We start from the raw sequence: 12,655 nt of genomic DNA on the forward strand, positions 1-12,655 counted from the left end.
CGGTCATCTATTGCGTTACGCGTTGATCGTTCCCACGCTCCGCGTGGGAATGCCGCCGGGGACGCTCTGCGTTCCGCCTTTGGATGTGACGCAGAGCGTCACGGGATGCATTCCCACGCGGACGGTTCGACGCCTCGACGTGGGAACGATCAGTGCACAACTTCAGCGGGATTTTGGTTTCTTTGTGTCAAGCCGACGCAGGTGGCAGGTCACTTCTTCGCGGTCGTGATAGAGCTGCTTGCAGCCAATCTCGACCCGAATGCCACGGGCCTTGAAGCCCTCGGCAATCCGCTCCAGCAAACGCTTCACTTCGGCGTAACGCTGTTTCATTGGCAACTTGAGATTGACCACCGCTTCGCGGCAATGCCCCTCGCCAATCCACTCTTCGAGCATCGCAGCGTTACGCGCCGGTTTCTCGACGATGTCGCAGACCATCCAGTCCACCGGCTGCTTGGGCTTGAAGGTGAAACCGTCGGCCATCAAGTGTTGCACCAGGCCGGTGTCCATAAGGCTTTCGGCCATCGGTCCGTTGTCGATGGCGGTTACCAGCATGCCACGATTGACCAGTTGCCAGGTCCAGCCACCGGGTGCGGCGCCGAGGTCGACGCCGGTCATGTCGCTGTGCAAGCGCTCATCCCACTGGTCGCGGGGGATGAAGTGGTGCCAGGCCTCCTCCAGTTTCAGCGTCGAACGGCTCGGCGCTTCACGCGGAAACTTCAGGCGTGGAATGCCCATCGGCCACATCGCCGAGTTGTTCGACTCGGCCAGCCCCATGAATACTTCGCGACCACTTTTGAACGTCAGCAGCAGACGCGGCTTGTGGGCGTCTTCGACCAACTTGCCCGCCGCCATCAGCGCCTTGCGCAGGTGACCTTCGAATTTTTTGCAGAAGTTCGAAAGCTCTTTGCCATCATTGGTGTCGACCATTTCCAGCCACAGGCTGCCGCACAGCGGGAAGTCGGCCATGTGCGCAAGGATCACGCTGATGCGGTCGGTTTCCGGCAGGTCGATGAAGATCCCGCGAGCCCATTGGCGCGGAAAAATCAGCTCGGCGAAACGCTGGCCGCGCATCAAGCGCTCGGCGCCGTCTTCTTCGGTGCAGATGAACTCGGCGCAGGCGCTGGCGGCCTTGGCCTTGGCATAACCGGCCACGTTCAGCCGCGCGGCGTGTTCGGATATCTCGGAACAGACTTCGCCTTCGAAGCCCGGCCGGCAATGCATAAAGAGGGTGTTCATTCTTACTCCTGGGCAGATGGCGAGAAATTCAGCCACTGCGCGATGCCCAGACTTGCGGTGAAGCAAAGCCTGTCACGAAAACCGGCGCATGATAGCCGAGATCGGAACCTTGGACTTATCCATAGAGTCCAGTTATTAGCTTTAACGCTCAAACAGGGCTAGGTTGAATGCTCTGTCCGTCCCCTCAGTCCGTAGCCGTGCGGACTCAAAGGAGTGATCGCAATGCCGTCCCTCGATAGCCTTAAATCCCTTAAAACCCTGCAAGTCGACGACAAGACCTACCATTATTTCAGTCTGCCCGACGCTGCCAAGAGCCTCGGTGATCTCGACAAATTACCGATGTCGTTGAAAGTGCTGTTGGAAAACCTGCTGCGCTGGGAGGACGAAAAAACCGTCACCGGCGCCGACCTGCGAGCGATTGCCGCCTGGCTCAAGGAGCGACGCTCCGATCGCGAAATCCAGTACCGCCCCGCGCGGGTATTGATGCAAGACTTTACCGGCGTGCCCGCCGTGGTCGACCTGGCCGCCATGCGCGCTGCCATGGCCAAGGCCGGCGGCGATCCGCAGCGGATCAACCCGTTGTCGCCAGTGGACCTGGTGATCGACCACTCGGTGATGGTCGACAAGTTCGCCAGCGCCAGCGCCTTCGAGCAGAACGTCGACATCGAAATGCAGCGCAACGGCGAGCGTTACGCCTTCCTGCGCTGGGGCCAGAGCGCCTTCGACAACTTCAGCGTGGTGCCGCCGGGCACCGGCATTTGCCACCAGGTGAACCTTGAATACCTGGGCCGCACCGTCTGGACCAAGGATGAGGGCGGCCGCACCTATGCCTTCCCCGACACCCTGGTCGGCACCGATTCCCACACCACCATGATCAACGGCCTCGGCGTGCTCGGCTGGGGCGTCGGCGGGATTGAAGCGGAAGCGGCGATGCTAGGGCAACCGGTGTCGATGCTGATTCCGGAAGTGATCGGCTTCAAACTCACCGGCAAGCTCAAGGAAGGCATCACCGCCACCGACCTGGTGCTGACCGTCACGCAGATGCTGCGCAAGAAAGGCGTGGTCGGCAAGTTCGTCGAGTTCTACGGCGATGGCCTCGCCGACCTGCCGCTGGCCGACCGCGCGACCATCGCCAACATGGCTCCGGAATACGGCGCCACCTGCGGCTTCTTCCCGGTGGACGACATCACCCTCGAATACTTGCGCCTGTCGGGTCGCCCGCTGGAAACCGTGAAACTGGTCGAGGCCTACAGCAAAGCCCAGGGCCTGTGGCGCTTGCCGGGCCAGGAACCGGTGTTCACCGACACCCTGGCGCTGGACATGGCCAGCGTCGAAGCCAGTCTCGCCGGGCCAAAACGCCCGCAAGACCGCGTCTCACTGCCGAATGTCGCGCAAGCGTTCAGTGATTTCATCGACCTGCAATTCAAACCCACCAGCAAGGAAGTCGGTCGCCTCGAAAGTGAGGGCGGCGGTGGCGTTGCGGTGGGCAATGCCGATCTGGCCGGTGAAGCCGACTACGAATACGACGGCCAGATCTACCGGTTGAAAAACGGCGCGGTGGTGATCGCGGCGATCACCTCGTGCACCAACACCTCCAACCCGAGCGTGATGATGGCCGCAGGCCTTGTGGCCAAGAAAGCAGTGGAGAAAGGCCTCAAGCGCAAACCGTGGGTCAAGAGTTCGCTGGCCCCTGGCTCCAAAGTGGTCACCGACTACTACAAGGCTGCAGGCCTGACTCAGTACCTGGATGAGCTGGGTTTTGCCCTGGTCGGCTACGGCTGCACCACCTGCATCGGCAACTCCGGGCCGTTGCCGGAGCCGATTGAAAAAGCCATTCAGGCTGCCGACCTGACCGTCGCCTCGGTGCTGTCGGGCAATCGTAACTTCGAAGGGCGCGTGCACCCGCTGGTGAAAACCAACTGGCTGGCCTCCCCTCCGCTGGTCGTTGCCTACGCGCTGGCCGGCACAGTACGCATCGACATCAGCAGCGAGCCTTTGGGTACCGACAAGGATGGCAACCTGGTTTACCTTCGGGACATCTGGCCGAGCACCAAAGAAATCGCCGACGCGGTGAATCAGGTCAACACCGCCATGTTCCACAAGGAATACGCTGAAGTGTTTGCCGGTGACGAGCAGTGGCAGGCCATTGAAGTGCCGCAAGCGGCGACTTATGTCTGGCAGGACGATTCAACCTACATCCAGCACCCACCGTTCTTCGATGACATCGGCGGGCCACCGCCGGCGGTCAAGGATGTCGCTGCGGCGAGGATTCTCGCGCTGCTCGGCGATTCGGTGACCACCGACCACATCTCGCCCGCCGGCAACATCAAGGCTGACAGTCCCGCCGGCCATTACCTGCGCGAAAAAGGCGTGGAGCCGCGGGACTTCAACTCCTACGGCTCGCGTCGCGGCAACCATGAAGTGATGATGCGCGGCACCTTCGCCAACATCCGTATACGCAACGAAATGCTCGGAGGTGAAGAAGGCGGCAACACGATCTACATCCCCACCGGAGAACGGATGCCGATTTACGACGCCGCCATGCGCTATCAAGCGTCGGGCACGCCGCTGGTGGTGATTGCCGGTCAGGAATACGGCACGGGTTCAAGCCGCGACTGGGCCGCCAAGGGCACCAATCTGCTGGGTGTGAAAGCGGTCATTGCCGAAAGCTTCGAGCGCATCCACCGTTCCAACCTGGTGGGCATGGGCGTGCTGCCGTTGCAGTTCAAGCTGGATCAGAACCGCAAGAGCCTGAACCTCACCGGTAAGGAAACCCTGGATATCCTCGGTTTGACCGGCGTCGAGCTGACGCCGCGAATGAACCTGACCCTGGTGATCACCCGCGAAGATGGCCAGCGCGAGAAAGTCGAGGTGTTGTGCCGGATCGATACGCTCAATGAAGTGGAGTACTTCAAGTCGGGGGGGATTTTGCATTATGTATTGCGACAGTTGATTGCGTCGTGATCCACCGCTGACAAAAACACCGCCTTCGGGCGGTGTTTTTGTTGGTGGCAATCCAGTCAACTCGCTGCCTGACGGGATTTTCAACGCCGGACGAAGTTTCAGACAAGCCTCTTGGTCAGGACTGGGTTGCCAGTCTCCGGCCAAGCTGTTGTGCATGGATGCGAAGTTCTGGAACTGCAATTGCCTCCCAAAAACTCGCCTTGAGCATCGGACCGATGTAATGCAGTCCTTGCAACGAATCACCCTGCGCAGTAATGAGCTGATAGTGCTCATCCACCTCAAGCCCGATTTTTTGCTTATCCTGTTTGATCAGGCCATCACATAGCAACTGATTGAGAATAGGCTGATCCACAGCAGTGATGTCATAGCTGGGGCCGGTTCCATTGATCAGAGCGCCGACCTGGATACTACTCAACCCTTTGAGACCTCTGAGCGCTACCTCGATCTGCACACCTGAACAGGCATGCTCTACCCTCGTTACCTTGCCGGCCAGTCGAACAACCTGCCCCGATTCAATCAGTTGCTTGATGCGGCGTTCGGAAGCGGGTGCCAGGCGGTGGCGGTGGATATCCCAATACGGCAGGACCCTTTGCAGGAATTTCCGCCGCTGCGAGTCTGAAAAGCTTTTCCATATCGTAGCGGTGTGAGGGCGAAGCTCATTGAGCATGTCCCGCCAGTTGCCTCCGTGCGCCTCACGAGCCTTTGCTTCCTCCCGCGCAGCACGGGTATACGCGCGTATGGTCACGGGAATGGACGCTAGCCAGGACGGGAATCCGCTAGTCCGCGGCGGCTGGGGATTGAAGCGATGACCAAAAGGCAAAAGACCCCGCCGCGAAATCATATAGACCTTGCGGTCCGGGTTACAGCTGGTCAGCCTGAACACCGCATCGATAGCGGTATGGCCCATACCGAGGACCGCTACTGGAGCGTTTCGGTCAAGGGCGTCGATAGCGGCGAAGTCCAAGGCATTGACGACCTGACTGCTCACTGTGAGCTGGATTCCTGCTGGCAGTTTTGGTGCAAAGTGACCTAACGCCAATACAACCTTGTCAGCCATTACATCTTCTGCGCCTTCCAGTTGAAGCCTGTAAGACTTGCAGTCAGTTGACAGCTGCACAGCATTCACTTGCGCATTCACAATTGAAATGACACCCGGGTACTGGTCCATGGCGTCCTTTAACTTCTGCTCCAGATACTCCCCATACAGCCGGCGCGAAATAAATGACTTGGTGTTGAACGCTGGATCCAGTTCCTCACAAAACGCGACGAAGTCGTTGGGCTCATCTGCGAGAGCACTCATATTGCCTGCGGGAACATTGAGCAGCAGATTATCGTCATCGTATCGATAGGCAAGACCACGACAAGTCTGCCTGGTTTTCTCGATGAGCAGAATACGCAGCCCCTCTGCCGAGTTGGCCTTGAGCGTGTTGATTGCTGTGAGGGTTCCACTGAATCCAGCGCCGATTATCGCGATGCAGCGTGCAGGAGGGGGAAAAGCGGTCATAAGTATTGGGACATCCAAGTGGGCGAAACCAGCAGAGGGGACCGCCAGCGTGCGGGCTTCCTCAATCATCCTGACGTAAAGCTGTCACGTGGAAGCTTTCCGAAGAAACCATGTCGCAGATTGTGATTTAATACAAAAAATAATCAAGCCAAATGATCAAGACAGTGTTTTTTCATATAAACCAGCATAAATTGCGTATTGCGACAAAAGGAGCTGTCCGTGTTAAACCCTGATTTTCTTGGATTGGACGCGCCATTGGTTTGGGATACGCAGCTGGCGTTTCTCCACCTGAGCCAACGTAATCAAGCCGATACCAAGCGCACAGCCGAACGGCGACTTCACGAACTGGGACTGCTTCCTCCCGAGCTGACCGCACAAAACCTGAATGATGAGACAGGACGACAGCCGACACCCCTGGTCCTCGCTTCGGACATGGAAAGGGCACGCACCAAACGTAAACTGGTGCTGTTCGCCCAGTTGCACCGCCCCTCTGACGGTGCTGATTTTTTGCACGCCAACGACGCCCGGGGCGCTCGCTACTGGGTGCCACTTGGCACTCATCCCGTTGACGCACAACAGCTCTCTGATGCGCTGCAACGCCTGCAAGCGCATATCGCCAAGCCCATTACCCTCTTCCCAAGCGGTCGACTGGTTGCCGTGTGCAGACACACCCGTGCACCCGAGAACGTTGAACTGGGACTATTAAGTTATCCGGCTGCTCAGTCCGAAAGCGATTGCTGCATGCCTGTCTATTCGTTGAAGGTGCGTACCCCACACCTCAAGCGTCTTGAAGCTGAAAGCCTGCAGATTATTCGCGAGGCTGTCGCTGAAGCCGAGAACCCAGTCATGCTCTATTCCATGGGCAAGGACAGTGCGGTGATGTTGCATCTGGCCCGCAAAGCGTTCTACCCGTCGCCGCCGCCCTTCCCGCTCCTGCATGTCGACACGCGCTGGAAGTTTCAAGAGATGTACAGGTTTCGCGATTGCATCGCTCAGAAAAGCGGTATGGATCTGCTCGTGCACGTAAACCCGGACGCCATCAGCAAAGACATCAACCCTTTCGATCATGGCTCGGCACTACATACCGATATCACCAAGACCAAAGGGCTCAAGCAAGCGCTGGATCATTACAAGTTTGACGTCGTGTTTGGTGGCGCGCGCCGAGATGAAGAAAAATCCCGGGCAAAGGAACGCATTTTTTCGTTCCGCACCCAAAGCCATCAATGGGATCCGAAACAACAACGGCCCGAACTGTGGAATATCTACAACACACGCAAAAACCAGGGCGAGAACATTCGTGTCTTCCCACTCTCCAATTGGACAGAAGTCGATATCTGGCAATACATCTACCAGGAAAACATCCCGGTGGTGCCCCTGTACTTCGCCAAGGAGAGACCCGTTGTCGTGCGCAACGGCATGACAATCATGGTCGACGATGAACGCATGCCCCTACTGCCCGGAGAGAAGATTGAAGCCAGACACGTGCGCTTTCGTACCCTTGGCTGCTATCCCCTGACTGGAGCCGTGGAATCGAATGCCACCACTGTCGCCGACATTCTGCTGGAGCTGCTCGGTTCCGGCAGCTCCGAGCGACAGGGGCGAACCATAGACAGTGATACTTCGGCCAGCATGGAAAAGAAAAAAAAAGAGGGTTATTTCTGATGGCACTTAAAGCGCAAACAACAGCCACCTACATGCCCTTGTCCATTGAGACTTACCTTGAACAGCTGCAAGGCCAGGACCTGCTGCGTTTTATAACTTGCGGCAGCGTGGACGATGGTAAAAGCACGCTGATCGGACGCCTGCTATGGGACGCCCAGCACCTGACCGACGATCAACTGGCAGTCCTGAAAAACGAATCAAAAAAATTCGGCACCCAAGGATCCGAAATCGACTTCGCCTTGCTGGTCGACGGTCTGTCAGCGGAACGCGAACAGGGCATCACCATCGACGTGGCTTATCGATATTTCGCCACCGCCAAGCGCAGGTTCATCGTTGCCGACACCCCGGGCCACGAGCAATACACGCGCAATATGGTGACCGGCGCTTCAACTGCCGACATGGCCATCATCTTGATCGACGCCACGCAAGGTGTTCTGACCCAGACTCGACGGCACGCTTACCTGGCATCGCTGATGGGCATTCGCCAAGTGGTGCTTGCGGTAAACAAAATGGATCTGGTCGGCTATGACCCCAGCACCTTTCAACACGCCGTCGACACATTCCAAAAGTTCGCACACACACTGGGCTTTGATCGAATCACCTCAATACCGGTCAGCGCGCTCAAGGGCGACAACATCACGCAGCGCTCGGCCAACACACCTTGGTACTCCGGGCCGACGCTAATGGGCTTGCTGGAAACAATCGAGATCAACACTCCCGAATCCGAGCGCCTGGTGTTTCCGGTGCAGTGGGTCAATCGACCTGATGCTTCGTTTCGTGGATTCAGTGGCTATGTCGGTGAGGGAAAGGTCAGTGTTGGCGACGAAATACGCGTCACCCTCTCCGGCCACACGGCAACCGTAACTGAAATTGTCAGCATGAACGGCCCGATGCAGGAAGCTGTATTTGGCGATGCGGTGACCTTGAAACTCAGCAAGGAAATTGACGTCTCCCGGGGCGACATTATTTCCCTGAGCCAACGCCCGTTGGAAACGACCGATCAGTTCGAAGCGACGTTGGTGTGGATGAATGAAGAGGCTGGCCTGCACGGTCGTAACTACGACATCAAACTGGCCACGCAATGGGCCTCCGCGTCGATCACCAACATCAAGTATCGGGTAGACATCAATACCCTCGCCCATGAAGCCTGCACCCGGCTGTCGCTCAATGATATCAGCGTGTGCACGCTGGCGATCAGCAAACCATTGGTTTACGACAACTTCCAGCACTCGAAGACACTCGGCAGCTTCATCCTCGTTGATCGCATCAGCAATGCCACTGTAGCTGCGGGGATGATTACCCACAGCTTGCGACGTGCACAAAACGTACATACACAAGTGCTGTCGATTTCGCGAGAGAACCGCGAAAAACTCAATGGCCACAAGGGCAAGGTCATCTGGTTTACCGGCTTGTCCGGCTCCGGAAAATCGACACTCGCCAACGCATTGGAAGTCGAGTTGCACGCCAGTGGCTATCGAACCTATCTCCTGGACGGTGACAACGTTCGCCAAGGACTGAACAAGGATCTCGGTTTCACTGATGCAGACCGCGTGGAGAATATTCGGCGCATCGCCGAAGTGGCCAAACTGATGATGGATGCCGGGCTGATTGTCATGACGGCGTTTATTTCACCGTTCCGTCGGGAAAGGCAAATGGCGCGAGAGCTGATAGGGGAAGAGAACTTTGTCGAGGTGTTTGTCAGCACGCCGCTGGAGGTGTGCGAGCAGCGCGATGTGAAAGGGCTTTACAAGAAGGCGAGATCAGGGCTATTGCCTAATCTGTCGGGAGTGGGGAGTCCTTATGAAGCGCCGGAGGCCGCTGACTTTGAAATCAATGCAGGACAGACGGAACTTGATAAGGCGATTGCTCAATTGATGCGGAGCATTACATAGTAATTGAACAACCAGACATCAAACAAACACCCCGAACACCGGGGTGTTTGTTTCTGGGTAGGAGGACGCGGAAACCCCATCCCCCCTCAAATCAATCCACCCAGCAATGCCGCGATTCGCACGCCAGCGCTCAAGCGTTATTAATCAACCCTTGGATTTAATATCAAACTTCGATGGACTGGTGCACGCAAAACGGCTGATGCCTTCTTGCTGGATAATCTTCACGGTGTAAACGCCGGACTTCAAAGCACTAATGTCTACGACACCGTTAAACCCGGCCATTTCCAAGTCTGGCTTGGCAAAGGCTTTGACTACATCCGGACGCGAAGAGCGAGTCAAAGGCGCAGTTATCGCCACATCGCCACCTGAGGATATGATCTGGATAGAAACGTCTTTAGGCACTGTACCCGCCGCCACATTATAAGCCCAACCCCACACTTCAAATGGCGCAGCTGCCGATAGTTTGGCTTCATTAGCCGGACTGTCCAAAGAACAGAAATTGTTGGCTACGATATCTTTCGGCTTGCCTGAATCGCAGGCAGCAAGAAGACCGAACACAGCAATCGCCGGCAAGTACAAATAGCGCATAACACTTCCTTTATGTATTTTCATTTTCAATAATCACCACGCCTTAAAAGTCTTTTCAAGGCGTGCCTGGCACCTAGTGTTTTGTCGCTAATCACGGCCAAAAATTTCGGACGCAATACATCAATTTCGCCCATTTTAGCCTGAAACCATTGCCCATCTACTCCATATGCCTCGTCAAGAACCCCTCGGTACTCAGGGCGATCGAGCAAATGATGGAGCTTGATGATCCCAATCATCCGATAGGCCTTCCCAATAGCAGGATTTGGACTAAAAAACAGCAAAACCTTTTCAATGTCAAGGTGAATCGAGCTGGGTATTTCAGGATACCTCAACAACTCGGAAAATCCATCCTTGAGAAGTTGCGCTTCAACATCCTGAAAAAATGTCTCGGCTATCAGATAATGTTCATTCATCGTACGAATGGAATTCGTCACCGACAACGAACTAACACTCTCGCCCGGCACCACCCGAAAGTTAATTAACTCGCGCTCTGAAACATGGATGGGGTAGCGTTTTACCAGCCTGATCCACATATCATAATCGGGCAGTTGTCGGAGACTATTGCTATACCCACCCAGCTCTTCATAACACTTACGCCGGATCAACATTGTTGGATGGCAAATACAATTACCATGATCCAGAAAGTAACGCAGCCATCCACCTTGAGTTCGATTCCCTTGATCAAACACCGAACCGAATGGCAAACTTTTCTTGTTGACGTCATTTCCATGTTTGTCAACAAAACGGGCCCGACCAAAACTCGCACCCAAACGAGGGTCCGCGCGAAGAATGTCGAGTTGATAAGCCAACTTGTCCTCGCCCACCCAGTAGTCATCAGAATTGATGAGTGCCACAAATTCACCGGTGGCACGCTCAATCAATTCATTTGTGACAACACTCGCTCCTCGATTAATCGGATGTGGAAAAAAACGAATCCTGGCGTCTTTAAACGATTCGATAACGTCCCGAGTAGCATCGCTTGACCCGTCATCGGCTATCAGAAACTCAAAGGAGACACCGCGCTGCGCCAATACGCTGGCGATAGCTTGAGCGACGTAAGCGGCATGGTTATAGCTCGCCATCACCACGCTGATTACCGGTGGCATCATTACGTTCGCCCTCGACGGGCAATCTTCATGAGCAACCGGATGATCACCGGGGGCATGAGTGCCCGTACGACGGTGATAATAATAGGCGGTAAGAAGTCATGCAGCCTCGCCAACAGCGAGAGCGCCGGCCGCAACTGTTTTCCGGCCAGTCGCTCGCCACGCGCCAACATGATGACTGCACGCAAATTCTGCTCCAGACGGGTGAATTCTGCGTGGTACTTTTGCTGGGTGAGCCTGTCGTAATCTGGAATCAAGTCCAGTTGCAGCTGTAGCTTTTCTACATGTGCGAAATTGGACCACGCGCCGTCTGCATGAATGCGATAGACAGACATTGGCTCTTCGATAAACCCGATCAGACTGCTGCTGGCCACGCAGATATTAACAATCCAGTCGTAAGACTTGAGTTCGAACAGCTCGGCTGGCAAACGATCCAGAGCGGTCTTTCTATACAGGCATGTAGAAAAATTGCCCACCAGATTATCCGCGATAAGATCGCGAGCAGCCAACAATCGATGTCCAGTACCAATTGTTGTTCGCTCAGTGAAGGTCGAACTTTCTTCATAGAACACAAGATAGTTGACGGAGCAAAGATCGCACTCCCAGTGCTCATTCAAAAACTCGACTTGCCGTGAAAGTTTTCTTGGGCTTATCCAGTAATCGTCTCCCTCCAACACAGCAACATACTGCCCGGTGCAGGCGGTGAAACCACGCTGGTAATTTCTGGTGATGCCTAAGTTGTTGCCTGACAGATATTTAAACGTAAACCGTGAATCGACGCCATCGTAAGCGCGGATACGTCTCAACGTATCATCCGTCGAAGCATCATCTGCGACCACCAGCTCAATAGGACCTGAATAGTTCTGCTTGAACAGCGACTCCAATGCCCGATCAATGTAAGACTCATGATTATAAGTCACGAGCAGGACCGACAAACCGAAGTCTGGATAAACTGACATTACTTCACCATTGGCCTGGCAGGGTTGCCCACCACTGTTGTGTAAGGTTCAACGTCTTTAGTAACAACGGCCCCCATTCCGACAACCGCCCCCTCTCCGATCAGCAGAGGTTTACCGTGTCGTCCTTGCTTGATCAACGCGCCGGCCCCAATGTAAGCGTGATCACCGATAGAGACGTTACCGTTGCACTTGACGCCAGGTGCGAAGGTTACATAGTGCCCGATCACACAATCGTGGGAAATATTGCACTGGTTATTAGCCTGAAAGAAACGACCAATCCGGACGTTTGACGTAATGATCGTTTGCTCCGAAATCATGCAGCCTTCGCCGATTTCGTTGTCATCCAGCATCGTCACACTGTTTGCGACCAGCGAAAAAGGCTCGATTTTCTGAGCGATGCAGACCTCAGCAATCCTCTGACGAACTTTTGAATCACCAATTGCCACGTTAAAGCGCTTGGTTCCCTCCAGCTTGAAAAAAGATTTCAGGCTAATCGTCCGATACCCGTTTATCTCGGTTTCTTGCTCCAGGTTCTCTACGACGAACAGTAATTGGGCATTCAATCCGGCTATCTTGCCCTGGAGCATCGAACGCAACATTGGCATTACTTCCCTGCCATGGCCACCAGCACCAATCAAGCCAAAATAGGTATTCATAAAATTCTGCATTCCATTCTCAATGGATAGGGTGCGGGGACGAAAGCATTCGCTGGAAACCGCTTAACCATACGCCCTCGCCCCTCTC

Annotated in this window: 9 protein-coding genes; 3 read left to right on the plus strand and 6 right to left on the minus strand. The window is 55.3% G+C overall.

Annotated features, from left to right (window positions below):
- Nucleotides 1–162: 162 nt before the first annotated feature.
- Nucleotides 163–1,236: a 23S rRNA (cytidine(2498)-2'-O)-methyltransferase RlmM gene (gene rlmM / locus QRN31_RS27420; protein WP_285435770.1), complete on the minus strand. Its 1,074-nt coding sequence runs from the start codon at nt 1,234–1,236 to the stop codon at nt 163–165.
- Between the two features lie 222 nt (nt 1,237–1,458).
- Here rlmM and acnA point away from each other — a divergent pair, with 222 nt between their 5' ends.
- Nucleotides 1,459–4,200 carry an aconitate hydratase AcnA gene (gene acnA / locus QRN31_RS27425; RefSeq protein ID WP_285435771.1) on the plus strand — a complete coding sequence of 914 codons (2,742 nt, stop codon included), beginning with the start codon at nt 1,459–1,461 and terminating at the stop codon, nt 4,198–4,200.
- A 115-nt stretch (nt 4,201–4,315) separates the two neighbouring features.
- Here acnA and QRN31_RS27430 read toward each other — a convergent pair whose 3' ends face one another.
- Entirely contained in the window at nt 4,316–5,704 is a 1,389-nt protein-coding gene (locus QRN31_RS27430; protein ID WP_285435772.1) for an FAD/NAD(P)-binding protein, read from the minus strand.
- Between the two features lie 741 nt (nt 5,705–6,445).
- On the opposite strand from QRN31_RS27430, the gene cysD reads away from it, so the two are divergent.
- On the plus strand, nt 6,446–7,366 hold the full coding sequence (gene cysD, locus QRN31_RS31470; protein ID WP_350310398.1) for a sulfate adenylyltransferase subunit CysD: 921 nt from the start codon (nt 6,446–6,448) through the stop codon (nt 7,364–7,366).
- Between the two features lie 32 nt (nt 7,367–7,398).
- Nucleotides 7,399–9,258 (plus strand): sulfate adenylyltransferase subunit CysN, encoded by a 1,860-nt coding sequence (gene cysN / locus QRN31_RS27440; RefSeq protein ID WP_285435774.1) that lies wholly within the window; start codon nt 7,399–7,401, stop codon nt 9,256–9,258.
- A 144-nt stretch (nt 9,259–9,402) separates the two neighbouring features.
- Here the strand turns inward: cysN and QRN31_RS27445 are convergent, their stop codons facing one another.
- The 4 genes from QRN31_RS27445 to QRN31_RS27460 are packed head-to-tail and all read right to left on the minus strand — an operon-like array spanning nt 9,403 to nt 12,567.
- Entirely contained in the window at nt 9,403–9,846 is a 444-nt protein-coding gene (locus tag QRN31_RS27445; RefSeq protein WP_285435775.1) for a hypothetical protein, read from the minus strand.
- A 26-nt stretch (nt 9,847–9,872) separates the two neighbouring features.
- Nucleotides 9,873–10,955, minus strand: coding sequence for a glycosyltransferase (locus QRN31_RS27450; RefSeq protein WP_285435776.1), 1,083 nt, complete (start codon nt 10,953–10,955; stop codon nt 9,873–9,875).
- Complete coding sequence (locus QRN31_RS27455; protein ID WP_285435777.1) at nt 10,955–11,911, minus strand: glycosyltransferase; 957 nt, start codon at nt 11,909–11,911, stop codon at nt 10,955–10,957. The genes QRN31_RS27450 and QRN31_RS27455 overlap by 1 nt, the downstream gene beginning before the upstream one ends.
- A complete protein-coding gene (locus QRN31_RS27460) occupies nt 11,911–12,567 on the minus strand; it encodes an acetyltransferase (protein WP_285435778.1) in 657 nt (218 codons plus the stop codon). Before QRN31_RS27460 ends, QRN31_RS27455 begins: the two co-directional genes overlap by 1 nt.
- Nucleotides 12,568–12,655: the final 88 nt, after the last annotated feature.

This window comes from Pseudomonas sp. fls2-241-R2A-110 (assembly GCF_030209165.1).
Taxonomy (GTDB): Bacteria; Pseudomonadota; Gammaproteobacteria; order Pseudomonadales; family Pseudomonadaceae; genus Aquipseudomonas.